We start from the raw sequence: 23,092 nt of genomic DNA, 5'->3' as shown, positions 1-23,092 counted from the left end.
GCGCCGTCGCTGGATGTTGACGGCGCGCCGCGTAGCGTCGAGCTCAGCCCTTCAGAAGGAACATACGCGATGGACACGACAGTACGCAGTGGATCCACCTCTTCACTCGAGAGCGTGATCGCCCAGGTGCCGGACCCCACGCCGGACCCGATGCCACCCACGCCGCCGGTGGAAGCGCCCGGCCGTGGCGATCCGCCCGCCCAGGAGCCGCCGCAGGAAATTCCACCGGAGGGTGATCCCGCGCCTGCCTCGCCGCCGCAGGAGTTGCCGCCTGATCGGGAAACACCGTCGGCGCCGCCGGCGGAGTAACGACCAGCGCGAGCGGCGCCCGCCGCCGCAGCAGAATGAATGATTCAGTCCTCACGCACTGGCGCGCGCCATGCGTGCCGGACCTGCGGCGAGGCGCCTCTGCCCAGCTAGACACGCCGCACACGGGGCGGTCACGACGCTGCCACGCCGTACCACGTACCACAGAGGTACTTGGACAACGGAGTTTGCTATGCGCGCACTGACTTACCACGGCAGCAAGGATGTACGGGTCGATACCGTGCCGGATCCGGCGCTGGCCGCCCCCGACGACATCATCCTGCGCGTGACCGCCACGGCGATCTGCGGCTCGGATCTGCATCTGTACCGCGGCAAGATCCCGGATCTGCATACCGGCGACGTGTTGGGTCATGAGTTCATGGGCGTGGTGGAGGAGGTGGGCGCCGGGGTGATGGATCTGCGCCCGGGCGATCGCGTGGTGATCCCGTTCGTGATCGCCTGTGGTGAGTGCTTCCATTGCCGTCTCGCCGAGTTCGCGGCCTGCGAGACGACCAACACCGGCAAGGGCGCGGCGGTGAACCAGAAGGGCATCCGCCCCCCGGCGGCGCTGTTTGGCTACAGCCATCTGTATGGCGGCGTGTCGGGCGGGCAGGCGGAGTTCGTGCGTGTGCCCAAGGCCAATGTCGGTCCGCTGCGCATTCCGGATGCGCTCGCCGATGAGCAGGTGCTGTTCCTCTCCGACATCCTGCCGACCGGCTACCAGGCCGCCATCAACGCCGGGGTGAAGCCCGGTTCCACGGTCGCGATCTTCGGTGCGGGCCCGGTCGGGCTGATGAGTGCGGCGTGCTGCCGCCTGCTGGGGGCGGAAACGATCTTCATGGTCGACCATCTGCCGTATCGCCTGGCCTTCGCGCAGCAGACCTACGGCGTGACCCCCATCGACTTCACCCAGGTCGAGGACCCGGCGGAGTACATCATCACCCAGACCAATGGCCGCGGCGTGGATGCCACGATCGAGGCGGTCGGCTTTGAAGCCGAGGGCAGTGCGCTGGAATCGGCACTGACCACCCTCAAGGTGGAAGGCAGCAGCGGTGTGGCGATCCGTCAGTGCATCGCGGCGACGCGTCGCGGTGGCACGGTGAGTATCCCGGGTGTGTATGCCGGCTTCATTCACGGCTTCCTGCTCGGCGATGCGTTCGACAAGGGCCTCACCTTCAAGATGGGCCAGACCCATGTGCAGAAGTTGATGCCCGAATTGCTCGACCATATCGGCGAGGGCCGCCTGGATCCGGGCGTGATCGTGACCCACCGCCTGTCGCTCGAAGACGCCGTGCGTGGCTATGAGATCTTCGACCGCAAAGAGGAGGATTGCCGCAAGGTGATCCTGACGCCCTGATATGAATGCCGTGGCTTCTCTTGTGCCGCCGGGGTCTCCGCAACCGGTGACCGATGGCGATGACCTGCAGGCCCAGGCCCGCGCGTGGATCGAGCACCAGCCGTCGCTGCCGCGTCCCGGCAGCGGCGGTACGTTGGTGCGCTGGCAGGCGCTGGCGCATATCGCCGCCCGCGATCTATGTCTGGCCAAAGTGCTTGAAGCGCACTATGACGCGCAGGCGATCCTGGAAGAACTGGGCGCAACCGCCCCGGACCGGGATCGGTTGGGCGCCGTGTGGGCGGCCGAAGGACCGGCGGCCACCCTGCGCTTTGATCGGGCCAGCGGCACGCTGTCCGGTGACAAGCCGTGGTGCTCCGGCGCCGGCTGGGTCGACCATGCCCTTGTGACGGTGCGCGATGACGGTCGCTCGCGTCTGTTCCTGGTGCCCGTGCGCCGCGCCAATGTGAGCTTCCTGCCACAGACGTGGCAGGCCACGGGCATGGGGCGCGTTCCCAGTGGCACGGCGCGCTTTGACCAGGTGCCGGCCGTGGAGGTCGGGGCGGCGGATGGCTATCTGCAGCGACCGGGTTTCTGGCACGGCGGCGCAGGCATCGCGGCGTGCTGGTTCGGTGGCGCCAGTGCACTGGCCGAGCCGTTGCTGCACAGCGCACGGGCCGATGAGCCGGGTACGGCATCCGGCCTGCTCGGCGAAATCGATCTGGCGCTCTCGCCCTGTGCGTCGCTGCTGCGCGAGCTGGCCGCGTTGATCGATGCACAACCCGGGCTGCCGCATCAGAGCGAGATCGTGCGGGCACGCAGCGCGGTGGAGCGGGCTGCCTCGCTGACTCTGGACCGTGTAGGCAGGGCGCTGGGGCCAGGGCCGATGTGCATGGACCCGGCACACGCCCGGCGCTGGGCCGACCTGACGGTGTTCATCCGCCAGAGCCACGCCGACCGCGATTGGCAGCACCTCGGCAACCTGATGCATCGCGAGGGCCGCACGTGGACGCTGTGAATCGACAGATTGAAGGCGGGGGCGTCACCGAAGCCCAATGGGCGGCATCGCCCTGGCTGCAGACGCTGCCGGGTGCATCCTCGGCGGCGCTGTTCGGCGATGCGCAGCGCCTGGTGGTGGTGTCCCCGCACCCGGACGATGAAGTGCTCGCCTGCGGCGGCCTGATGGCGCTGGCACACCAGTCCGGGCTGCGGGTCATGGTGGTCTCGGTCACCGATGGCGAGGCCTGCTATCCCGACCAACCGGCATGGTCGCCCGAGCGGTTGCGAATCGCCCGTGCGGCAGAGCTGGATGACGCGCTCCATTGCCTTGGCTTGTCAGGCGCAGAGCGTATCTCCTGGCACATCGGCGATGGCGAGGTAACGGCCAATGAGGCGTGGATCGCCGCGCAGTTGGCGGCCGTGCTGCAGCGGGACGATCTGGTGCTGGCGCCGTGGCGGTTCGATGGCCATCCGGACCACGAAGCCGTGGCGCGTGCGTGCCTCCAGGCATGCAGTGAGCGCGGTGCCGACCTGAAGGAATATCCCGTGTGGGGCTGGCACTGGCTGGACCCGCAGGCGGCGCCGACGGCCTGGGCGTCGGCCACGCGTGTTGCGCTGGATGACGCCCTGCTGGACCGCAAGCGCGACGCCATCCAGCAATTCGTGACCCAGACCGGCGCGGTGGAGGGGCTGGACTGCGACCCCATCCTGCCGGCCGCCGTGCTGCAGCGCTTCGAACGGAACTACGAGGTACTGATCGGATGAGTGATATCGCCTACTTCAACGCGCTGTACGAGAAGGACGATCCCTTCCAGTACCGCACCCGCTGGTATGAGCAGCGCAAGCGCGCGCTCACCCTGGCCAGCCTGCCGCGGGAGCGCTTCGCCCGTGGCTGGGAGCTGGGCTGTTCCAACGGAGTGCTTACCGCCGCCCTGGCCGAGCGCTGCGATCAACTGCTCGCGACCGACCTGAGCGACGGCGCGGTCCTGGCCGCGCGCGCGATGACGCGGCGCCATGCGCATGTCAGCATCGAGCAGGCGCGTCATCCACAGGACTGGCCAGCGGGGCGCTTCGATCTGATTGTGCTTGGTGAGATGGGTTACTACCTGTCTCCGGAGGACATGCAGCAAACGGCCGCGCAGGTGGTGCGGTCACTCACGCCGCAGGGCGTGGTGATCGCCTGTCATTGGCGTGTGCCGTTCGAGCAGGCACGCTGCAGCGCCAGCTTCGTGCATGCCCAGCTGGATGACGGCCTGCCACGGCTGTTTTCCTATCGTGACGAGGACATGCTGCTGGAAGGCTGGTCGGCCGATACCACCTCGGTGGCGGAGCGGGAGGGCCTGCGATGATCGCGGTGACCCTTCCTGCGCACAACGAAGAACAATTGATCGCAGCCTGCCTGCAGTCGCTCAAGGTGGCTGCGCTGCATCCTGCCCTGCGCGACGAGCAGGTGGTGATCGTGGTGGCGCTGGATCGTTGCAGCGACGCCACCGGGTGGATCTGCGAGCGCTTCGGAGTAGAGGTGATCACGGTGGATGCCGGCTGTGTCGGCGTCGCGCGCGCGGCGGCGAGCGAGCGCGCCCTGGCCTTGGGCGCCCGCTGGATCGGCTGCACCGATGCCGACAGCGTGGTCCCGCCGGACTGGCTTGCACGCCAGCTGCAATGCGGTGCGAGCGCGTTCTGTGGCGTGGTGGCCGTGGGTGACTGGCTGGACTATCCGCAGGCCGTGCGCGAGCAGTTCCTGCAGGGCGAGCATGCGGTGGACGGGCATCCGCACGTCCACGGCGCGAACATGGGCTTCAGCGCGGTGGCGTATCGGCAATGCGGCGGTTTTGCGCCGCTGACGACCGGCGAGGACGTCGCGCTGATCCAGGCCATGCATGGTGCCGGCATGCAGGTGGCGCGCCTGGCCAGCCCGCGGGTGATGACCAGCGCACGTCGGCACGCCCGTGCACCGCATGGTTTCAGCGAGTTCCTGCGTCGGCTGGAACAGCGTGTTGGCTTGGCGACGGACGAGGTGGTTGTGGGCGACGCGGCGCCGCTGTCGTTGCTGGCGCGTTGATGGAAACCATTGACCTGCTCGGCTGGGCGGCGACGGCCGTGCTGATCGCCACGTTGTGGCGGCAGATCTGGAAGCAGTGGACGGCTGACGATCCCGAAGCGGTATCGACGTGGTTGTTCGTCGGTCAGATCACGGCCTCGGTGTTGTTCATCGCCTACAGCGCGGCAACCGGATCGGTCGTCTTCGTTGTGACCAATTCCCTGATTCTGCTCACCGCCATTGCCGGGCAATGTCTGTCCTGGATCAAGCGCAGGCTGGCAGGGAAGTAACACGCATTTCGCGCCTCGACGACGCGCCGTGCACATTCATCGCGCAGTGCGTTGAGCTCGCTGAACACTCGCATTTCAGTGTCACGCCGACTTCATGGCCAATGCGGAAAAGTCGACTCACCCCGACAACAACACACGGGTCAAACCGGACCAACAGGAGTACATCGCAGTGAATACCGAATCGAAGACCGCGCATAACTTGAACGACCTGATCGAAATCGCCCGCGATGGCCAGGAGTTCTACACCGAGGCCGCAGGCAAGGTCGAAGATGCCGAGTTGGCGGCGCTCTTCACCCGTATCGCCGGTGTCAAGAATGAGATCGTCCGCTCGCTGAGCGCCACCGTTGTCGCCGCCGGCGGCAAGCCGGCCGACCATGGCACCTTCGTCGGTTCCATGCAGCAGTTCTACGGCAAGGTGCGCGCCACCCTGGGCGACAAGCAGTACGGCTACGTGGCCGAGCTGGAAGAGTCCGAAGATCGCCTGCTGAAGGCGTTCAAGGACACCCTGACCGACGCCGACACCTCGCCGGCCGCGCGCCAGGAAGTCCAGCGCCTGCTGCCGCAGGTGCAGGAATGCCATGCCGTGATGCGCGACCGCAAGCACGCCATGAAGCACTGAGTTTCAGACAGGCGGTGCGCTGGCGATGCCCCATGGTCGCCAGTGGCCCGCTTCCTGAAGCGGTACCCGAACAGCCCCGGCCCTGCCGGGGCTGTTCGTTTTTGCCCGACACCGCCGGTGGCCGCCAGCGCACCGGACGGCCCCGAACGGTAGCAGGGGAATTGGTGCATACTCGGGACAAAGAGCCGCTTGGATTTGTCATGGAACACATGCGTTGGCTGACGCTTCGTCTCAGCAACAATCAATCCATCGGCCCGAAGGTGCTGATGGACCTGTGGGCCAACGCGTGCGAGACCAATCAGTCTTCGGTGACCCGCGAAACGCTGCCCGGGAAATCGACCTCCTACGCGCTGCATGCCCCCACCTCGCTCGCCTACCCAAAGCGTGCCGAGCTGCGCATGCGCAAGCTGCTGGAGGAGGCCGGGTACACGTTCACGCTCGGCTCGCTGGCCGACCGTCCGGCGCCGCAGCCGGTGCGCTTCCGCTGACGCGTTCATCGGCCACGCATTGATTCACTACCCCACCGGGCTGCCGCGGCCGCGCGTTCAGTCGATGCGGTCGGCGGCGGCGCTGCGCACCATGATCCGGACCGGCATGCCGGCGGCATGCTGCAGCGATTCCAGCGGTGCCCAGCCCAAGCGGCGATACAGCCCGCCATCATCGGCTTCGGTCTGCAGGTAGACATCTCGTACCCCGAGCGCACGGCCGCGTGCCAGCAATTCCCTGATGACCTTCTCGGCGAGGCCGCGCCCGCGGTGCGCCGGATGCACGTAGACGCCCCCCAGCCAGTGCAGGCGTTCGGGGCGTTCGGTACGTTCATGGAACTTGAGCTGCGCCGCGGCGACCGGAACCCCGTCGTCCAGGGCGATCAGCAGCAGGGGCAACTCGTCGTCCTGAAGGAAGACTTCCAGCCGCTGCTGTTCATCGAGCAGGGTCAGGCCCGGTACGTGGCTTCCCCACTCCTGGAAATACCACTGGGCCAGCACGGGTAGCAGGTCGGGGCGGTCACTGAGGGGAACGATGCTGCAGGCCACGGTGAACGCTCCATGTTGTACGGGTCGGCCGCCATGGTACGCGGATGCGGTGGCTTGCAGCGCCCTTCGCCCTGCGCGCAGACTATCGCCATGCTTGCCAGCGCCTGCCACCTGCGGTGTTACGGAACGTCCAGCGATGTGGACCGGCATGACTTTGCGCAATGGGTGCTGCCGCTGCGCGGTGATCTGGATTTTGAAGTCGACGCCTTCGGCGGCCGGCTGGATGTGCTGCAGGGGGCCTTCGTGGCGCCCGGCGAGGGGCATGCGCAGACCGGTGATGGCGAGCATCTGATGCTGATCGTGGATTGCCCGGCGGGGCTGATCGATGATGACACCCTGGAACATCTGCGCCGGCAGCGCTGGCTGGCCCTGCCGAAGCGATTGCGGCAGGGGTTGTCCGGCACGCCGCCGCAGGGCAGCGATGCGCTGCTGGCCACACTGCTGCAGCAGTACGCCCCCGCCGGCAGTGCGGCGCGTCTGCATGCCTTGTGCACCCGCTTGTCCGCCAACCCGGGCGCGGACTGGAACGTGGCCCGCATGGCCGCGCTGGTCGGCATCAGTGCCAGTCGCCTGCATGCAGCGTTCGTGCAGGAGTTCGGCGTGCCGCCGCACGCCTGGCTCAGTGCCTGCCGGCTGCGCTGGGCCAAGCACCGCTTGCTGACCAGTGCCGACAGCATCGCCACGATCGCGCTCGATGCCGGCTACTCCGAGCACAGCGCGCTGACCCGCGCCCTGCGGCGGGAGACCGGGCTGACCCCGCAGGCCTTCCGGCGGCAGTAGCCTGGGTCAAGACGCCGCCGGGCGCGGCTTCTACACTGCGCGGCCAATGCACATGCGTGAGCCGTAATGAATCGATCGATGGGAGTGGGCATCGCCAACGGCATCGCCGCCGGCGCGCTGTGGGGCGTGGTGTTCCTGGCCCCGGCGATGCTGCACAGCTTCAATGCGGTGCAGCTCTCGGCCGGCCGCTACCTGGTGTACGGCCTGATTGCCGTGGTGCTGCTGGCACCGCGTTGGCGGCAGCTCAAGGATCGGCTGGCCTGGCCCGAGTGGCGCGGCCTGCTGTGGCTGAGCCTGGCCGGCAACCTGGTGTACTTCCTGCTGCTGGCCAACGCTGTGCAGTGGGCCGGCGGCGCGGCCGCATCACTGATCGTGGGGTTGATCCCGGTGGTGGTGACCCTCGCCGGCGTGCGCGAGGAGGGCGCCGTGCCACTGCGGCGGTTGGCGCCGGCGCTGCTGCTGTGCCTGCTTGGCGTGGCGTTGGTGGGCTATGAGGCCTTGATGGCCGAGCATGCACAGGGCTCTGCCGGGCGCCGCCTGCTGGGCCTGCTGTGCGCGATCGGCGCGCTGCTGTCCTGGGCGGTGTACTCGATCGGCAACAGCCGCTGGCTGGCGCGCCGGCCGGACCTGTCCGGGCACGATTGGTCGCTGCTGACCGGCATCACCACCGGCGGCCTCGCCCTGGTGCTGGTGCCCAGCGCCTTCCTGACCAGCACCACGGTGCATGCGCCCGGCGCGTGGCTGAACTTCTGGCTGATCAGTGCGGGCGTGGCGGTGGTCGCTTCGGTGCTCGGCAACGCCTGCTGGAACCGTGCCAGCCGCCACCTGCCGCTGACCCTGACCGGCCAGATGATCGTGTTTGAAACGCTGTTCGCGCTGCTGTACGGGTTTGCCTGGCAGCAGCGCTGGCCGACCCTGATGGAAACCGTGGCCATCGTCTGCCTGATCACCGGCGTGATGATGTGCGCGCATGCGCATCGTCCGCCTGCCGCAGTGGCCGAGCATGTGGGATAGGGCAGCCCTTGCTGTATCTGGATGGTCACAATCGCAACTGTTTGGCCGACGATCGCGGCGGTTTACGTGGCGCGATCTTTTGCAGCGCAGCACTTGACAAGCAGGGCGGCAGCGTAGTTTTCTTGGCCCATGGTCATCACCGCCGCCCACATCCAGCTGCTCCTTCCCGCCTCCGCGGGCGGGCAGACCGTGTCGACCGGTACCACCATCATTACCACCGCCACCACTCGCCCGGTGCGGCCCGTCGTCTTCGCGTAATTTCCGAAAACCACGGCCCCGCACCCAGATCAGGTGGCGGGGGAAACTCTCAAGCCTGATATGCCGCGGGGCCTCGCATCGAGGTCAGCATGTCTTCTGTCGCCGCTTCCGCTCCACCCTCCGCCCAGCCTGCCGTCTCCGTCGCCTCGCGTGCCGGGGTGGCGACCGTCGTCCACAAGTTCGGCGGCACCTCGGTCGCCGATGCCGAGCGCTATCGTCACGTGGCGCAGCTGCTGCTGGCGCGTGACGAGGCGATGCAGGTCACCGTGGTGTCGGCGATGAAGGGCGTCACCGATGCGTTGATCGACGTGGCCACGCTGGCGGCCGAAGACGGTTCGGCCTGGCGCGAGCATTGGCATGCGCTGCGTGCGCGCCACCGTGGCGCCGCAGTGGCGTTGCTGGGCGAACACGCCGGCGCGACGGTGGAGTGGCTGGACCAGCGTTTCGATCAGCTGGCCGAGGTGCTGGGCGCGCTGGCGGTGATCGGTGGCCTGCCCACCGAAGTGCTGGACCGGGTGCAGGGGATGGGCGAGGTGTACTCGGCGCAGCTGCTGGGCCAGTACCTGCAGACGCTTGGCGAAGACTGCGCCGTGCTGGATGCGCGCGATGTGCTGGTGATCGAGCGCGGCGAACTGGGTGTGGACGTGGACTGGGTGCGCAGCGCCGAACGCCTTGCGCAATGGCGGCTGCAGCACCCGCAATCGCGCATCGTGGCCACCGGTTTTGTCGCCCGCGACCGCCAGGACCGCATCACCACGCTGGGCCGCAACGGCAGCGACTACTCCGGGGCGATCTTCGCCGCCTTGTTCAATGCCGATGAGCTGCATATCTGGACGGATGTGGACGGCGTGCTCTCCGCCGACCCGCGCGTGGTGCCCGAGGCGGTCCAGCTGGAGGCGCTGAGTTACGACGAAGCCTGCGAGCTGGCCTATTTCGGCGCCAAGGTGGTGCACCCGCAGACGATGTCGCCGGCGATCGAGCGCGGCCTGCCGATCATCATCCGCAACACGTTCCACCCGGACCATCCGGGTACGCGCATCACCGCCGAGCGCACCGCCTCCGGCCCGATCAAGGGCCTGACCTTGAGCCCGGACCTGGCGGTCATCAACCTGGAAGGCACCGGCCTGATCGGCGTGCCTGGCACGGCCGAGCGGGTATTCGCGGCGCTGCGCAATGCGCATGTGTCGGTGGTGATGATCTCGCAGGGGTCTTCCGAGCACTCGATCTGCTGCGTGGTGAAACAGGCCGAGGCGGTACGTGCGCGTGAGTCGCTGCTGCAGGCGTTCGCGCATGAGTTGAGCCTGGGCCAGGTGCAGCGCGTGCAGCTGACCGACAACGTAAGCGTGCTGGCGGCGGTGGGGGACGGCATGGCCGGGCAGCCCGGCGTGGCTGCGCGCCTGTTCGAGTCGCTGGGCCGCGCGCAGGTGAACATCCTGGCGATCGCGCAGGGCTCGTCCGAGCGCAACATCTCCGTGGCGGTGGACAGCCGCCATGCGACCAAGGCCCTGCGTGCGGCGCATGCCGGCTTCTGGCTGTCGCCGCAGACGTTCTCGGTCGGTGTGATCGGCCCGGGCAACGTGGGGGCGGCCCTGCTGGATCAGCTGCAGGCCGCCCAGGTGCAGCTGCTGGGCCGCGCCAACGTGGATCTGCGCCTGCGTGCGGTGGCCTCGCGCAGCCGCATGGTGCTGGACGAACGGGGCTTGAAGGGCGACTGGCGCGCGGCGCTGTCCGGCCCAGCGCAGCCGAGTGACCTGGAGGCGTTCACCGAGCATCTGCTCTCTGCCCACCTGCCGCACGCGCTGATCATCGATTGCAGTGGCAGCGCCGATGTGGCCGACCGCTATGCCGGCTGGCTGGCCGCGGGCATCCACGTGGTCACCCCGAACAAACAGGCCGGCGCCGGTCCGCTGGAGCGCTATCACGCAATCCGCGAGGCGGCCGCCGGCAGTGGCGCGCGCTTCCGTTACGAGGCCACGGTGGGGGCAGGGCTGCCGGTCATCACCACGCTGCGCGACCTGGTCGATACCGGCGATGAGGTGCTGGCGATCGACGGCATCTTCTCCGGCACGCTGGCGTGGCTGTTCAACAAATACGACGGCCAGGTGCCGTTCTCCGATCTGGTCAACCAGGCGCGTGGCATGGGCTACACCGAGCCGGACCCGCGCGATGATCTCTCCGGCGTGGATGTCGCGCGCAAGCTGGTGATCCTGGCGCGTGAGGCGGGCCGTGAACTCAGCCTGGAGCAGGTGCGCGTGGAGAGCCTGGTGCCCGAAGCGCTGCGCCAGGCCAGCGTGGAGAATTTCATGGCCGGCCTGCCGCAGATCGATGCGGTGTTTGCCGAGCGGCTGGCCGTCGCCAGGGCCGAGGGTGCGGTGCTGCGTTACGTGGCACGCCTGACCCCCGACGGCGCTGAAGTAGGACTCGTCGCGCTGCCGGCGGCGCATGCCTTCGCCAACCTGCGCCTGACCGACAACGTGGTGCAGTTCACCACGCGCCGCTACTGCGATAACCCGCTGGTGGTGCAGGGTCCGGGTGCCGGGCCGGAGGTGACCGCCGCGGGCGTGTTCGCCGATGTGCTGCGCGTGGCGGTGGGCGAAGGAGCGCGCCTGTGAGTCACGGCAGCAGCATTGAAGCACGCGCGTTCGCACCGGCCTCGGTCGGCAACGTGGGGGTAGGGTTCGATATTCTTGGCCACGCGATCGAAGGCGTTGGCGATACGGTCACGGTCCGCCGGATCGACGAGCCCGTGGTTCGCATCCACGCGATCCGCGGCACCACGGTGGACCTGCCGCTGGTGGCCGAGGACAACACTGCCGGTGCTGCGCTGATCGCGCTGTGCGCCGCCCTGGATCTGCCCTTCGGCTTTGAGGTGGAGATCGACAAGGGCATCGCCCTGGGCTCGGGCATGGGCGGTTCGGCTGCCTCCTGCGTGGCGGCGCTGGTGGCCGCCAATGCGCTGTTGCCGCAGCCGTTGTCGCGCGAAGCGTTGTATCCGTTCGCGTTGACTGGCGAGGCGGTGGCCAGTGGCGGCCGCCACGGCGATAACCTCGGGCCGATGCTGCTGGGCGGGCTGGTACTGAGCACGGCCGACCGCCTGGTGCCGGTGCCGGTCCCGGCGGCGTGGCACAGCCTGCTGGTGCATCCGGATGCGGTGCTGGAGACCCGCCGCGCACGCGCTGCACTGCAAGGGCACTACGCGCTGAGCGAGTTCGTCGCGCAGAGCGCGAACCTGGCACTGGTGCTCAGTGGCTGCTACACGTCCGATGCCGGGCTGGTCCGGGCGGGCCTGCGCGACGTGCTGGTGGAGCCACGCCGTGCCGGGCTGATCACCGGGTTTGCGGCGGCGCGCGATGCCGCGCTGTCCGCCGGGGCGATGGGCGCCAGCATTTCCGGCGCGGGGCCAAGCGTGTTTGCCTGGTTCGAACACCGCGAGGCCGCACTCGCCGCGCAGGCCGCGGTCCAGCGGGCGTTCGCCGAGGCAGGCTTCGACAGCCAAAGCTGGGTGTCGCCCTTGAATGCTCCTGCCGCCCGACTGCTGTGACGCCTCCACTCTTTCTACTTTGGGATCTCCGATGAAGTTTGTCTCCACGCGTCACGCTGCTCCCGCCACCTCGCTCAGCCAGGCGCTTGCCGCAGGCCTTGCCCCGGATGGCGGTCTGTATGTGCCCGAACACCGCCCGCAGTTGCAGAGCTGGTCAGCGCAGGCGAGCTTCGCGCAGACCGCGGCCGCAGTGCTTGCACCGTACTTCCAGGACGATGCCTTGGAAACGGTGCTGCCCGAACTCTGCGCGCAGGCCTTCAATTTCGATGCGCCGCTGCGCGCGCTGGCAACCGCCGATGACCATGTGCTGGAGCTGTTCCATGGCCCCACGGCGGCGTTCAAGGATTTCGGTGCGCGCTTCCTTGCGGCCTGTCTTGCCCGGTTGCAGCAGGGGCGCGAGCGCCCGCTGACGATCGTGGTGGCGACCTCGGGCGATACCGGCGCGGCGGTGGCCGCTGCCTTCCATCGGCAGCCGGGGATCCGCGTGGTGGTGCTGTACCCGGATGGCCGCGTCTCGCCGCGCCAGGCGCATCAGCTCGGCTGCTTCGGCGACAACATCCACACGCTGCGGGTGGCCGGTTCCTTCGATGATTGCCAGGCGATGGTGAAGCAGGCGCTGGGCGATCGTGAGCTGCAGGACGCGGTGCCGCTGAGCTCGGCCAACAGCATCAGCCTGGGCCGTTGGCTGCCGCAGATGAGTTACTACGCACACGCCGCACTGCTACATCAGGCGCAGACCGGCCATGTGCTCAATCTGGTGATTCCGACCGGCAACCTGGGCAACGCGATGGCGGCCATCCTGGCGCGGACGATGGGGCTGCCGCTGGGGCAGATCGCCCTGGCGACCAATGCCAACGATGTGTTGCCGCGCTATTTCCAGGGCGATGCCTACCAGGCGCAGACCAGCGTCGCGACCATCGCCAATGCGATGGACGTGGGCGCGCCCAGCAATTTCGAGCGGCTGCGGTGGTTGTACAACGAAGATGACGTGGCCCTGCGGGGCGCGTTCACGGCCGAAGCCGTGGATGATGCGGCGATCCGTGAAGTGATCAAGCGGCGCCATGACCTGCATGGCGAGGTGTTCTGCCCGCATACGGCGACCGCGGTGGCGCGCCTGGAGCACCTGCGTGCTGCCGGCGTGCAGGGGCATTGGGCGGTGGCGGCCACCGCGCATCCTGCCAAGTTCGAGTCGGTGGTGGAGCCGTTGATCGGCCGGCCGTTGCCGGTGCCGCCGGCCCTGGCCGCGTTGCTGGAGCGGCCGGCGCGGGCCGAGGCATGCGCGCCGGCGTATGGCGCGCTGCGTGAGGTGCTGCTGCGCGGCTGAGGCGGGGTCAGTAAGACTCGTCGGCCGACAGCTTCTGGAGACCGGCTTCGTCGAGGATCTCGACGGTGTTCAGATGGGGCAGGGCGATCAGGCCCTGCTGGCGCAGCTTGGTGAAGGTGCGGCTGACGGTTTCCATGGTCAGGCCGAGATGGTCGGCGATGTCGCCACGGCCCATCGGCAGGGTCACGCGCAGCCCCGGTTCGCCGAGCAACGCTTCGCGCGCGGCCAGGCGCAGCAGGAAATCGGCGACCTTCTCGGCCGGCTGCAGCCGGCCCAGCGCCATCGCAGCATCCTGCGCGGCATCCAGTTCCTGGCAGGCGCGCTGCAGCAGCTTCCGTTCCAAGTGGGGGAAGCGCGAGCGCAGGTCCTTCATCTGCGGCAGGGCCACGCGGCAGACCCGGCTGTCGGCGATGGCCTCGATGTCGTAGCGGTGGTGGTCGCTGCCGCTCAGGCCGAGGAAATCGCCGGGCAGCACGAAGCCGCTGATCTGGCGGCGCCCGTCGGCCAGCGTGCGGACCAGGCGCAGCGCGCCGGCCGTAATCGTATAGACATGTTGGCGCGGCTCGCCGGCACGGGCCAGGGTAGATCCCAGCGGCAGCGCCTGCGAGACGGTGACCCGCTCCAGCGCCTGCACTTCATCCGGCGACAGCGCCGAGCAGACCGCCAGGTGCCGTACCGAGCAATGCAGGCAGTCGCGCAGGGGCGAGCAACCGGGGGCGGCGGGGTCTTCAACAGCGGAAAGCGCGGTACCGGAGTGGGGCCGGGTCATGTCAGGTCAGCAAGCGGGGCCTGCCTATGATACTTCATGCCGCCATTGGCCCGGTCCTGACGCAGGATGCGGCCCGTCGCGCTGGCTGCGGCTAGAATATGCCGCTCGCTCATCCCCCCGTTTCCGCAGGAGTCCCGCAAGTGATCAAGCCCCGTACGCCGCCCGGCATCATGGAATTGCTGCCGCGTGAGCAGATCGCGTTCCAGCGCATGCTGGACGTCATCCGCCGCAACTACGAGCGGTTCGGGTTCCTGCCGGTGGAAACCCCGGTGTTCGAGCTGTCCGATGTGCTGCTGACCAAGTCCGGCGGCGAGACCGAGCGCCAGGTGTATTTCGTGCAGTCCACCGGCGCGCTGGCCAATGCCGCCGAAGCCGAAGAGAAGGCGCTGCCCGAACTGGCCCTGCGCTTCGACCTGACCGTGCCGCTGGCGCGCTACGTGGCCGAGCACGAACACGACCTGACTTTCCCGTTCCGCCGCTACCAGATGCAGCGCGTGTACCGCGGCGAGCGTGCCCAGCGTGGCCGCTTCCGTGAGTTCTACCAGTGCGATATCGATGTGATCGGCAAGGACACGCTGAGCACCCGTTACGACGCCGAAGTGCTGGCGGTGATCCATGCGGTGTTCGCTGAACTGCGCATCGGTGATTTCTCGGTGCAGCTCAACAACCGCAAGCTGATGCGCGGCTTCTTCGAAAGCCTGGGCGTGGCCGATGGCGAGCGCCAGCTGGCCGTGCTGCGTGAAGTGGACAAGCTGGACAAGCGTGGCGCCGATTACGTGCGCGAGACGCTGGTGGGCGAGGGCTTTGATATTCCCGCCGAGCAGGTCGAGCGCATCCTGGCCTTCGTCGCCGTGCGCTCGAGCAGCCATGCCGATGCGCTGGCCCAGCTGGACGCACTGCTGGCCGATGCGGCCGCCAGCGAGACGCTCAAGCAGGGCGTGGCCGAGCTGCGCGAAGTGCTGCAGCTGGTCAAGGCGCTGGGCGTGCCGGAAACCGCGTACTGCCTGAACTTCTCGATCGCGCGCGGCCTGGACTACTACACCGGCACGGTCTACGAGACCACGCTGACCGACCACCCGCAGATCGGCTCGATCTGCTCGGGCGGCCGTTACGAAGACCTGGCCAGCCACTACAGCAAGTCCAAGCTGCCGGGCGTGGGCATCTCCATCGGCTTGACCCGCCTGTTCTGGCAGCTGCGCGAGGCCGGCCTGATCGCCGGTATCGAGGACAGCAGCGTGCACGCGCTGGTGGCCCTGATGGACGACAACGGCCTGCCGGAGTCGCTGGATATCGCCCGTCGCCTGCGCGTGGGCGGCATCAATGCCGAAGTGCAGATGGAGCCGAAGAAGATCGGCAAGCAGTTCCAATACGCGGCCAAGGCGGGTATCCGTTTCGTCGTGCTGGCCGGTGAGGATGAGCTGGCGCGTGGCGTGGTGGCGGTCAAGGATCTGCTGCGCGAGCAGCAGTTCGAGGTCGCCCGCGACGAATTGGCCAGCGCGCTGCAGGTCGAGCTGGAGCAGGCCAAGGCGATGGCATGAAGCGGCTGGGGGCGGGGGCACTGATGGTGCTCCTGCTCGCCGGCTGCCAGAGCGATCCGCAGCTGCGCAGCAAGCGGATCGGCCCCGGGCATTTCCGGTTGACGGTCGACCGCTGCCACATGGTTGACCCGCAGTTGTTGGAACACGACCTGCGCGAACTGGCCAGCAGCGCCTGCCCCAAGGGTACGGGCCCGCTGGAAGCGCTGGAGTCGCTTCCCAGCCGCCAGGGCGGCCTGCTTGGCGAATGCCTGCGCAGCGGTGCCCTGCGTGCCGAGGTCCGCTGCCGGTAGGTGCCGACCGCTGGTCGGCACGCTTCTCCGTGGATACCCATCCAACGCCCGCCAACGCGGGCGTTGTTCGTTTCCAGACCCTGAACCGGCCCATTCCGCCTGCGCAGCGGTTTGACCGTGCGCCGTCATTTGCGCTAATGTAATAGCACGCTATTACATTGATACGATGAAACTACGTCCGATCCCCCGCGAAAAAGATGCCCAGGCCGATCTGGCCTCGCTGGCGCGTGCGTTTGCTGCCCTGTCCGATCCGGAGGCAGTGACCGCGTTCCTGCGCGACCTGTGCACGCCTGCCGAGCTGGAGGCGCTGTCCGACCGCTGGAAAGTGGTGCCGTTGCTGCAGCAGGGCGTGCCGTATCGCGAGATCCATGAGTTGACCGGGGTCAGCGTGACCACCACCGGGCGCGTGGCGCGCTCGCTGGACCACGGCCACGGCGGCTATGCCGCCGCCATCGCCGCCACGCCGACCTCCCCCGAATCCGAGTAGAGACCTCCCCATGAGTGCAACCCAGACCGCCCCGGCACGTGACCGGCTGCGCATCGCCATCCAGAAGAACGGGCGGCTGGCCGAGCCCGCGCGCAGCCTGCTGACCGCCTGCGGGCTGAGCTGGCGGCAGAGCCGAGACAAGCTGTTCTGCTACGGCGAATCGCTGCCGGTGGACCTGCTGCTGGTCCGCGATGACGATATCCCCGGCCTGATCGCCGATGGCGTATGCGACTTTGGCATCGTCGGCCGCAACGAGCTGGACGAGCAGGGGGCCGCGCGCCGCCGGATCGGCCTGCCGGACGCCTACCAGGCGCTGCGCGGGCTCAACTTCGGCCAGTGCCGCTTGATGCTGGCGGTGCCGGAGGAATGGGAATGGACCGGCGTCGAACAGCTGGCCGGCAAGCGCATTGCCACCAGTTACCCCGCGATCCTGGCCGACTGGCTGGCCGAGCGTGGCGTGGATGCGCAGGTGGTCGAGCTGTCCGGATCGGTCGAAATCGCCCCGCGCCTGGGTACGGCCGATCTGATCTGCGACCTGGTCTCCAGTGGCGCGACGTTGGCCGCCAACCAGCTCAAGCCGGTTGAAACCCTGCTGGAGAGCGAAGCGGTACTGGCCGGCCCGGTGCGCACGCCCGATGACGCCCGTGCCGGCCTGATGGCGATGCTGCTGCGCCGTCTCGATGGTGTGGTGAAGGTGCAGGACAGCAAGCTGCTGATGTTCCGCGCCGAGCTGGATCGCGTGTCCGAGCTGACCCGCCTGCTGCCCGACGCCGACCCGCTGGTGCAGCTGCCCGATGATGGCGGCCACCTGCGTTTGCAGACCATGTGCCACGGTGCGTTGACCTGGCAGCGGTTGGAGGAACTGGAGCGCGCGGGCGCGCAGGGCTTGATGGTATTGAGTGTGGAGCGGTCGCTGGCATGAATCGTTTGACGTGGTCCCAATTGGATGCCGGCGCCCAGGCGCAGGCGCTGCAACGCCCGGTCCAGGCCGTGGCGGCACGCACCCGCGAGTCGGTCGCGGCCCTGATCGCCGCGGTGCGCGAAGGCGGCGATGCTGCGCTGCGCGAGATCACCCTGCGCTTTGACGGGGTGGCGCCGGATACCTTCGAGGTGAGCGAGGCGGAATTCGCCGCCGCCGAGCAGGCCGTCTCCGCCGAACTGCGGCAGGCGATGATCGATGCCGCCGCCCGCATCCGCACCTTCCACCAGGCGGGCATGAGCCAGGGCTATGCGGTCGAGACCGCGCCCGGCGTGCGCTGCGAGCGCGTGGTGCGTCCGATCGCCCGAGTGGGGGTGTATGTACCGGCCGGCAGTGCACCGCTGCCATCCACCGCCTTGATGCTGGGCGTGCCCGCGCAGCTGGCCGGCTGCCGCGAGGTGGTGCTGTGCACGCCGCCGCGAAAGGACGGCAGTGCCGACCCTGCGGTGCTGGTGGCCGCGCGCCTGACCGGCGTGCACCGCGTGTTCAAGCTGGGCGGCGCCCAGGCCATTGCGGCGATGGCCTATGGCACCGACAGCGTCCCGGCCTGCGACAAGCTGTATGGCCCGGGCAACAGTTTCGTGACCGAAGCCAAGCAGCAGGTGGCCCAGGACGGCGCGGCGGCCATCGATATGCCGGCCGGCCCGTCCGAAGTGCTGGTGATCGCCGATGCCGGCGCCAATCCGGCGTTCGTCGCCGCCGATCTGCTCTCGCAGGCCGAGCACGGCCCGGATTCGCAGGTGCTGCTGCTGACCGATGACGCGGCGATGGTGGATCGGGTTGAAGCGGCCGTCGAGGCGCAGCTGGCGCAGTTGTCGCGTGCGCAGATCGCCGCGCAGGCGCTGGCGTCTTCGCGCCTGATCCTGGTGGATTCGCTTGATGAGGCCTTCGCGATCAGCAACCGGTACGCGCCGGAGCACCTGATTCTCGCGCTGCGCGAGCCGCGCGCGTGGTTGGAGAAGGTGGAGGCCGCCGGTTCGGTGTTCCTCGGCGACTACACCCCCGAAGCGCTGGGCGACTACTGCAGTGGCACCAACCACGTGCTGCCCACCGCCGGTGCGGCACGCGCCTACAGCGGCGTCAGCGTGGCCAGTTTCCAGAACCTGATCAGCGTGCAGTCGGCCACCGCCGCCGGCATCGCCGCGATCGGGCAGTGCGCGCGTGTGCTGGCGCGCGCCGAAGGCCTGGATGCCCATGAGAACGCAGTGACCCTGCGCATGGAGGCGGCCGCATGAGCACTGCTTCCGTCCTGTCCCTGGTCCGCGAGGACCTGCAGGCCTTTGCCGGGTACTCCTCGGCGCGCAGCAGTGCGCTGACCGGTGATGTCTGGCTCAACGCCAACGAATCGGCCTGGGCCAACCCGGCCGACGCCGAGGGTGGCGCGCGCCGCTATCCGGATCCACAGCCGGCCGCCCTGCGTGATCGCCTGGCGGACCTCTACGGCTGCGCCCCCGGACAACTGCTGATCGGCCGTGGCAGTGACGAGGCCATCGATCTGCTGGTCCGTGCGCTGTGCGAGCCGGGCCGCGATGCAGTGGTGACCACGCCACCGGTGTTCGGCATGTATGCCGTCTGCGCCCGCCTGCAGAACGCGCCGCTGATCGAGGTGCCGCTGGTGGACCAGGGCGATGCACTGGTCGCCGATATCGACGCGGTCATCGCCGCTGCGCTGGCCGGCAAGGCGAAGCTGGTGTTCCTGTGCTCACCCTCCAATCCCGCTGGCAGCGTGATCCCCCTGGCGGAGATCGAGCGAGTGGCCGCCGCGTTGCAGGGCAGGGCACTGGTGGTGGTGGATGAGGCCTACGTCGAGTACGCCGAGCAACCGTCCGCAACGACGCTGCTGAGCCGTTACGACAACATCGCCGTGCTGCGGACGCTGTCCAAGGCGCATGCCCTGGCGGCGGCGCGCATCGGCAGCCTGATCGCGGATGCCGCGCTGATCCAGTTGCTGCGCCGCTGCCAGGCCCCGTATCCGGTGCCGGCGCCCTGCGCGGATCTGGCGCTGGCGGCGCTCTCACCCGAGAGCCTGGCCGTCACCGCCCAGCGCACCGCGCAGATCAAGGCAGAACGCGCCCGCCTGCAGTCCGGCCTGGCCGCGCTGCCCGGCGTCGCGCGCGTCTATCCTTCGCAGGGCAACTACCTGCTCGCCCGCTTTGCCGATGCACAGGGTGCCTTCGACGCGTTGCTCGCCGCCGGTGTGGTGGTGCGTGACCAGCGGGCTGCACCCCAGCTTGGCGATGCGCTGCGCATCACCATCGGCAGCCCCGAGCAGAATGACCGTGTACTTGCCGCCCTGATGGCCCGGAGGGCTGCCGCATGATCCCGATTCTGTTCGTCGACCGCGACGGCACCCTGATCGAAGAGCCCGCCGATTTCCAGATCGACGCCTACGAGAAGCTGCGCTTCGTGCGCGATGTGATCCCGGCGATGCTCAAGCTGCGCGATGCCGGCTACCAGTTCGTGATCGTCAGCAACCAGGACGGGCTCGGAACCGACGGCTACCCTCAGGCCAGCTTCGATGGCCCCAACGAGCTGATGCTGCAGATCTTCGCCAGCCAGGGCATCACCTTCCGTGACGTGCTGATCGACGGCACCTGGCCGCAGGACAACGCGCCCACCCGCAAGCCGGGTATAGGGCTGATGCTGCCGTACCTGCAGGACCGCAACATCGACTGGGCCCGCTCGGCCATGGTGGGCGACCGCCTGACCGACATCCAGTTCGCCGAGAACATGAAGATCCGTGGTTTCCAGCTGCGCACCGAGCAGTTCGGCGGTGACTGGGACTGGACCTCGATCGCGCACGAGCTGGCCGACGCACCGCGCCGCGCCAGCGTGCAGCGCAACACCAAGGAGACCAGGATCCGGGTCGAGGTCGATCTGGACCGCACCGCCGAACCGCAGACCCACACCGGCCTGCCGTTCTTCGATCACATGCTGGAGCAGATCGGCAAGCACGGCGGTTTCGCGCTGAGCGTGCAGGCCGAGGGCGACCTGCACATCGATGAGCACCACACGATCGAAGACACCGGCCTGGCGCTGGGCCAGGCCCTGCGGGAGGCACTCGGCGACAAGCGCGGGATCGGCCGCTATGGGTTCACGCTGCCGATGGACGAAACGCTGGCCAGTGCCGCGCTGGATTTCAGCGGCCGCCCGTATTTCGTGTTCGAAGGCGAGTTCAAGCGTGAGCGCGTGGGCGACATGCCGACCGAGCTGGTGCCGCATTTCTTCCGCTCGCTGTGCGATGCGGCCGGGCTCAACCTGCACCTGAGCGTGCGCGGTGACAACGACCACCACAAGGTCGAGGCCTGCTTCAAGGCGCTGGCCCGTGCACTGCGCCAGGCCTTGCCGCGCCAGGGCACCGCGTTGCCGAGTACCAAGGGGGCGCTGTGACGGAGGTTGCGCTGATCGATGCGGGTGGGGCCAACCTTGGCTCGGTCCGCTATGCGCTGGAGCGGCTGGGCGTGCAGGTGCGCCTGGTGCGCGATGCGCAGGGGCTGGAGGGCGTCAGTCGGGTGATCCTGCCCGGCGTCGGCGCCGCCCCGCACGGCATGGCGCGCCTGCATGCGCAGGGACTGGTCGAGCCGCTGCGCAACCTGCAGGTGCCGCTGCTCGGCATCTGCCTGGGCATGCAGCTGCTGTTCGACGGTTCCGAAGAGGGGCACGTCGAATGCCTGGGCCTGCTGCCCGGGGTGGTGCGTCACCTGCGCCCGGCCACCGGCATCCGCGTACCGCACATGGGCTGGAACCGGCTGCTGCCACTGCGCGAGTCGCCGTTGCTGGCCGGTGTGCCGGCACGCGCCAGTGCCTACTTCGTGCACAGCTATGCGGCACCGTTGGGCGAAGACACCGTGGCGGCCTGCGATCACGGCGGGCTGTTCGCGGCGGTCGTGCAGCGCGGTCGGCACAGTGGCGCCCAGTTCCACCCGGAGCGCTCGGCCGATACGGGCGCGCGCATCCTGCGCAACTTCATCGAGAACGAACCCACATGAGTTTCATCGTCTATCCCGCCCTGGACATCCGCGAAGGCCGTGTAGTGCGGCTGCTGCAGGGCGATTACGCGCAGCAGACCACCTACGGCGATGACCCGCTGCCGCGCGCGCAGGCCTTTGCCGCGGCCGGCGCAAGCTGGATGCACCTGGTGGACCTGGATGCGGCCCGGGCAGGCGGTTACACGCTGGCGCCGCTGCTGGCTGCGATCGCGGCGCAGACCGGCCTGAAGGTGCAGACCGGCGGCGGCGTGCGCTCGCGCGATGATGTCGCCCGGATTCTTGATGCCGGTGCGGCCCGGGTGGTCGTCGGCTCTGTCTCGGTGCGCGAGCCGGACACGGTGATCGGCTGGCTGCGCGAGTTCGGTCCGGACCGGCTGACCATCGCACTCGATGCCCGCCAGGCCGAGGACGGCCGCTGGCTGTTGCCGGTGCATGGCTGGACCGAGACCGCCGAGGACACGCTGGAGGCGCTGGCCCAGCGCTACGCCGAGGCCGGCATGCAGCACCTGCTGTGTACGGATATCGCGCGCGACGGCATGCTGTCCGGGCCGAACATCGAGCTTTACCAGCACTTGGCGCGGCTGTTGCCCGGCGTGGCGGTGCAGGCCTCCGGCGGCGTGCGCGATGCCCGGGACGTGGCCCAGGCCAAGGCCGTCGGCTGTGGCGGCGCGATCCTCGGCAAGGCGCTGCTGGAAGGGCGCATGACCCTGGAAGGAGCGCTGGCATGCTGAGCCGCCGCCTGATTCCATGCCTGGACGTGCGCGACGGCCGCGTGGTCAAGGGTGTGCGCTTCCGCGACCACGTGGACATGGGCGATATCGCCGAGCTGGCGATGCGCTACCGCGACCAGGGCGCGGACGAACTCGTGTTCTACGACATCGGCGCCAGCCCGGAAGGGCGCGCGGTGGATGTGGGCTGGATCGAACGCATCGCGCGCCTGATCGACATTCCGTTCTGCGTGGCTGGCGGCATCAGCGATGTGGAGACCGCGCGGCGCGTGCTGCATGCCGGTGCCGACAAGATCTCGATCAACTCCCCGGCGCTGGGCCAGCCGGAACTGATTGAGGAACTGGCCGATGCGTTCGGTGTGCAGTGCGTCGTCGTTGGTATCGATTCGGTACGTGAGCCGGATGGCGAATGGCGGGTGCGCCGGTTCAGTGGCGACCCGGACAAGACCCAGGCGGTGGCCGTACGCACGCTGGACTGGCTGGTGGAGGCGCAGCGCCGCGGCGCCGGCGAGATCGTGCTGAACTGCATGGACAGTGATGGCGTGCGCCGCGGCTACGACGTGGCCCAGCTGCGCCAGGCGCGTGCGCTGTGCCAGGTGCCGCTGATCGCCTCCGGCGGTGCTGGCGAGATGCAGCACTTCGCCGATGTGTTCGACCAGGCCGACGTCGATGGCGCGCTGGCTGCCAGCGTCTTCCACAGTGGCGCCATCGCCATTCCCGCGCTCAAGCAGTTCCTGCGCGAGCAGCAGATCGAGGTTCGAGATGTCTATTGA

Annotated in this window: 27 protein-coding genes; 25 read left to right on the top strand and 2 right to left on the bottom strand. The window is 68.6% G+C overall.

Going from position 1 to position 23,092, the window contains the following annotated elements:
- Nucleotides 1-69: 69 nt before the first annotated feature.
- The 9 genes from POS15_RS08405 to POS15_RS08365 all read left to right on the top strand — a co-directional run bounded on the left by POS15_RS08405 (nt 70) and on the right by POS15_RS08365 (nt 6,076).
- Nucleotides 70-309 (top strand): hypothetical protein, encoded by a 240-nt coding sequence (locus tag POS15_RS08405; protein ID WP_284129437.1) that lies wholly within the window; start codon nt 70-72, stop codon nt 307-309.
- Nucleotides 310-499: 190 nt separating this feature from the next.
- A complete protein-coding gene (locus POS15_RS08400) occupies nt 500-1,663 on the top strand; it encodes a zinc-dependent alcohol dehydrogenase (RefSeq protein WP_019183026.1) in 1,164 nt (387 codons plus the stop codon).
- Between the two features lies 1 nt (nt 1,664).
- Complete coding sequence (locus POS15_RS08395; RefSeq protein WP_284129436.1) at nt 1,665-2,657, top strand: acyl-CoA dehydrogenase; 993 nt, start codon at nt 1,665-1,667, stop codon at nt 2,655-2,657.
- A complete protein-coding gene (locus tag POS15_RS08390; RefSeq protein WP_284129435.1) occupies nt 2,654-3,403 on the top strand; it encodes a PIG-L family deacetylase in 750 nt (249 codons plus the stop codon). The genes POS15_RS08395 and POS15_RS08390 overlap by 4 nt, the downstream gene beginning before the upstream one ends.
- The gene (locus POS15_RS08385) at nt 3,400-3,987 is read left to right on the top strand and encodes a class I SAM-dependent methyltransferase (RefSeq protein ID WP_046272596.1); all 588 of its coding nucleotides are present in this window, start codon (nt 3,400-3,402) and stop codon (nt 3,985-3,987) included. Before POS15_RS08390 ends, POS15_RS08385 begins: the two co-directional genes overlap by 4 nt.
- Nucleotides 3,984-4,700 carry a glycosyltransferase gene (locus tag POS15_RS08380; protein WP_046272597.1) on the top strand — a complete coding sequence of 239 codons (717 nt, stop codon included), beginning with the start codon at nt 3,984-3,986 and terminating at the stop codon, nt 4,698-4,700. Before POS15_RS08385 ends, POS15_RS08380 begins: the two co-directional genes overlap by 4 nt.
- Nucleotides 4,700-4,969, top strand: a complete 270-nt coding sequence (locus tag POS15_RS08375; protein WP_284129434.1) for a PQ-loop domain-containing transporter — start codon at nt 4,700-4,702, stop codon at nt 4,967-4,969. Before POS15_RS08380 ends, POS15_RS08375 begins: the two co-directional genes overlap by 1 nt.
- A gap of 169 nt (nt 4,970-5,138) precedes the next feature.
- On the top strand, nt 5,139-5,588 hold the full coding sequence (locus POS15_RS08370; RefSeq protein WP_019183020.1) for a PA2169 family four-helix-bundle protein: 450 nt from the start codon (nt 5,139-5,141) through the stop codon (nt 5,586-5,588).
- 200 nt (nt 5,589-5,788) lie between these two features.
- A complete protein-coding gene (locus POS15_RS08365) occupies nt 5,789-6,076 on the top strand; it encodes a hypothetical protein (RefSeq protein WP_046272599.1) in 288 nt (95 codons plus the stop codon).
- A gap of 57 nt (nt 6,077-6,133) precedes the next feature.
- Here the strand turns inward: POS15_RS08365 and POS15_RS08360 are convergent, their stop codons facing one another.
- Nucleotides 6,134-6,622, bottom strand: a complete 489-nt coding sequence (locus tag POS15_RS08360) for a GNAT family N-acetyltransferase (protein WP_046272600.1) — start codon at nt 6,620-6,622, stop codon at nt 6,134-6,136.
- Between the two features lie 90 nt (nt 6,623-6,712).
- Here POS15_RS08360 and POS15_RS08355 point away from each other — a divergent pair, with 90 nt between their 5' ends.
- From POS15_RS08355 to thrC, 6 genes are all read left to right on the top strand, one after another.
- Entirely contained in the window at nt 6,713-7,402 is a 690-nt protein-coding gene (locus POS15_RS08355) for an AraC family transcriptional regulator (RefSeq protein WP_284129433.1), read from the top strand.
- A gap of 66 nt (nt 7,403-7,468) precedes the next feature.
- The gene (locus POS15_RS08350) at nt 7,469-8,416 is read left to right on the top strand and encodes a DMT family transporter (protein WP_284129432.1); all 948 of its coding nucleotides are present in this window, start codon (nt 7,469-7,471) and stop codon (nt 8,414-8,416) included.
- Between the two features lie 129 nt (nt 8,417-8,545).
- Nucleotides 8,546-8,674 carry a hypothetical protein gene (locus POS15_RS08345; RefSeq protein WP_019183015.1) on the top strand — a complete coding sequence of 43 codons (129 nt, stop codon included), beginning with the start codon at nt 8,546-8,548 and terminating at the stop codon, nt 8,672-8,674.
- A gap of 89 nt (nt 8,675-8,763) precedes the next feature.
- Nucleotides 8,764-11,286, top strand: a complete 2,523-nt coding sequence (gene thrA, locus POS15_RS08340) for a bifunctional aspartate kinase/homoserine dehydrogenase I (RefSeq protein ID WP_284129431.1) — start codon at nt 8,764-8,766, stop codon at nt 11,284-11,286.
- A 14-nt stretch (nt 11,287-11,300) separates the two neighbouring features.
- Nucleotides 11,301-12,215 (top strand): homoserine kinase, encoded by a 915-nt coding sequence (locus POS15_RS08335; RefSeq protein ID WP_026069748.1) that lies wholly within the window; start codon nt 11,301-11,303, stop codon nt 12,213-12,215.
- Between the two features lie 31 nt (nt 12,216-12,246).
- On the top strand, nt 12,247-13,539 hold the full coding sequence (thrC, locus tag POS15_RS08330; RefSeq protein WP_019183012.1) for a threonine synthase: 1,293 nt from the start codon (nt 12,247-12,249) through the stop codon (nt 13,537-13,539).
- A 7-nt stretch (nt 13,540-13,546) separates the two neighbouring features.
- Here thrC and POS15_RS08325 read toward each other — a convergent pair whose 3' ends face one another.
- On the bottom strand, nt 13,547-14,308 hold the full coding sequence (locus POS15_RS08325; protein WP_019183011.1) for a helix-turn-helix domain-containing protein: 762 nt from the start codon (nt 14,306-14,308) through the stop codon (nt 13,547-13,549).
- A gap of 140 nt (nt 14,309-14,448) precedes the next feature.
- Here POS15_RS08325 and hisS point away from each other — a divergent pair, with 140 nt between their 5' ends.
- The 10 genes from hisS (at nt 14,449) to hisF (ending at nt 23,092) form a co-directional block, all read left to right on the top strand.
- The gene (gene hisS / locus POS15_RS08320) at nt 14,449-15,846 is read left to right on the top strand and encodes a histidine--tRNA ligase (protein WP_019183010.1); all 1,398 of its coding nucleotides are present in this window, start codon (nt 14,449-14,451) and stop codon (nt 15,844-15,846) included.
- Nucleotides 15,843-16,136, top strand: coding sequence for a hypothetical protein (locus tag POS15_RS08315; protein ID WP_019183009.1), 294 nt, complete (start codon nt 15,843-15,845; stop codon nt 16,134-16,136). The genes hisS and POS15_RS08315 overlap by 4 nt, the downstream gene beginning before the upstream one ends.
- A gap of 166 nt (nt 16,137-16,302) precedes the next feature.
- The gene (locus POS15_RS08310) at nt 16,303-16,623 is read left to right on the top strand and encodes a YerC/YecD family TrpR-related protein (RefSeq protein WP_019183008.1); all 321 of its coding nucleotides are present in this window, start codon (nt 16,303-16,305) and stop codon (nt 16,621-16,623) included.
- 10 nt (nt 16,624-16,633) lie between these two features.
- Nucleotides 16,634-17,545, top strand: a complete 912-nt coding sequence (gene hisG / locus POS15_RS08305; protein ID WP_019183007.1) for an ATP phosphoribosyltransferase — start codon at nt 16,634-16,636, stop codon at nt 17,543-17,545.
- A complete protein-coding gene (hisD, locus tag POS15_RS08300) occupies nt 17,542-18,837 on the top strand; it encodes a histidinol dehydrogenase (protein WP_284129429.1) in 1,296 nt (431 codons plus the stop codon). The genes hisG and hisD overlap by 4 nt, the downstream gene beginning before the upstream one ends.
- On the top strand, nt 18,834-19,922 hold the full coding sequence (gene hisC, locus POS15_RS08295; RefSeq protein WP_019183005.1) for a histidinol-phosphate transaminase: 1,089 nt from the start codon (nt 18,834-18,836) through the stop codon (nt 19,920-19,922). The genes hisD and hisC overlap by 4 nt, the downstream gene beginning before the upstream one ends.
- Entirely contained in the window at nt 19,919-20,992 is a 1,074-nt protein-coding gene (hisB, locus tag POS15_RS08290; RefSeq protein WP_019183004.1) for a bifunctional histidinol-phosphatase/imidazoleglycerol-phosphate dehydratase HisB, read from the top strand. The genes hisC and hisB overlap by 4 nt, the downstream gene beginning before the upstream one ends.
- Nucleotides 20,989-21,591 (top strand): imidazole glycerol phosphate synthase subunit HisH, encoded by a 603-nt coding sequence (gene hisH, locus POS15_RS08285; protein WP_019183003.1) that lies wholly within the window; start codon nt 20,989-20,991, stop codon nt 21,589-21,591. Before hisB ends, hisH begins: the two co-directional genes overlap by 4 nt.
- The gene (gene hisA / locus POS15_RS08280; RefSeq protein WP_284129428.1) at nt 21,588-22,322 is read left to right on the top strand and encodes a 1-(5-phosphoribosyl)-5-[(5-phosphoribosylamino)methylideneamino]imidazole-4-carboxamide isomerase; all 735 of its coding nucleotides are present in this window, start codon (nt 21,588-21,590) and stop codon (nt 22,320-22,322) included. Before hisH ends, hisA begins: the two co-directional genes overlap by 4 nt.
- A complete protein-coding gene (gene hisF, locus POS15_RS08275) occupies nt 22,316-23,092 on the top strand; it encodes an imidazole glycerol phosphate synthase subunit HisF (RefSeq protein ID WP_284129427.1) in 777 nt (258 codons plus the stop codon). Before hisA ends, hisF begins: the two co-directional genes overlap by 7 nt.

The organism is Stenotrophomonas sp. BIO128-Bstrain, assembly GCF_030128875.1.
GTDB classification, from domain to species: domain Bacteria; phylum Pseudomonadota; class Gammaproteobacteria; order Xanthomonadales; family Xanthomonadaceae; genus Stenotrophomonas; species Stenotrophomonas bentonitica_A.
This window is presented reverse-complemented; position numbering and strand designations above follow the sequence as displayed.

Coding starts and splice junctions, on each gene's coding strand:
- POS15_RS08345 (WP_019183015.1), top strand. CDS start 8,546: ATGGTCATCACCGCCGCCCACATCCAGCTGCTCCTTCCCGCCTCCGCG.
- POS15_RS08380 (WP_046272597.1), top strand. CDS start 3,984: ATGATCGCGGTGACCCTTCCTGCGCACAACGAAGAACAATTGATCGCA.
- thrC (WP_019183012.1), top strand. CDS start 12,247: ATGAAGTTTGTCTCCACGCGTCACGCTGCTCCCGCCACCTCGCTCAGC.
- hisB (WP_019183004.1), top strand. CDS start 19,919: ATGATCCCGATTCTGTTCGTCGACCGCGACGGCACCCTGATCGAAGAG.
- POS15_RS08365 (WP_046272599.1), top strand. CDS start 5,789: ATGGAACACATGCGTTGGCTGACGCTTCGTCTCAGCAACAATCAATCC.
- POS15_RS08325 (WP_019183011.1), bottom strand. CDS start 14,308: ATGACCCGGCCCCACTCCGGTACCGCGCTTTCCGCTGTTGAAGACCCC.
- POS15_RS08315 (WP_019183009.1), top strand. CDS start 15,843: ATGAAGCGGCTGGGGGCGGGGGCACTGATGGTGCTCCTGCTCGCCGGC.
- POS15_RS08395 (WP_284129436.1), top strand. CDS start 1,665: ATGAATGCCGTGGCTTCTCTTGTGCCGCCGGGGTCTCCGCAACCGGTG.
- POS15_RS08375 (WP_284129434.1), top strand. CDS start 4,700: ATGGAAACCATTGACCTGCTCGGCTGGGCGGCGACGGCCGTGCTGATC.
- hisC (WP_019183005.1), top strand. CDS start 18,834: ATGAGCACTGCTTCCGTCCTGTCCCTGGTCCGCGAGGACCTGCAGGCC.
- POS15_RS08310 (WP_019183008.1), top strand. CDS start 16,303: ATGAAACTACGTCCGATCCCCCGCGAAAAAGATGCCCAGGCCGATCTG.
- POS15_RS08385 (WP_046272596.1), top strand. CDS start 3,400: ATGAGTGATATCGCCTACTTCAACGCGCTGTACGAGAAGGACGATCCC.
- POS15_RS08355 (WP_284129433.1), top strand. CDS start 6,713: ATGCTTGCCAGCGCCTGCCACCTGCGGTGTTACGGAACGTCCAGCGAT.
- thrA (WP_284129431.1), top strand. CDS start 8,764: ATGTCTTCTGTCGCCGCTTCCGCTCCACCCTCCGCCCAGCCTGCCGTC.
- hisA (WP_284129428.1), top strand. CDS start 21,588: ATGAGTTTCATCGTCTATCCCGCCCTGGACATCCGCGAAGGCCGTGTA.
- hisG (WP_019183007.1), top strand. CDS start 16,634: ATGAGTGCAACCCAGACCGCCCCGGCACGTGACCGGCTGCGCATCGCC.
- POS15_RS08405 (WP_284129437.1), top strand. CDS start 70: ATGGACACGACAGTACGCAGTGGATCCACCTCTTCACTCGAGAGCGTG.
- hisF (WP_284129427.1), top strand. CDS start 22,316: ATGCTGAGCCGCCGCCTGATTCCATGCCTGGACGTGCGCGACGGCCGC.
- hisD (WP_284129429.1), top strand. CDS start 17,542: ATGAATCGTTTGACGTGGTCCCAATTGGATGCCGGCGCCCAGGCGCAG.
- POS15_RS08400 (WP_019183026.1), top strand. CDS start 500: ATGCGCGCACTGACTTACCACGGCAGCAAGGATGTACGGGTCGATACC.
- POS15_RS08350 (WP_284129432.1), top strand. CDS start 7,469: ATGAATCGATCGATGGGAGTGGGCATCGCCAACGGCATCGCCGCCGGC.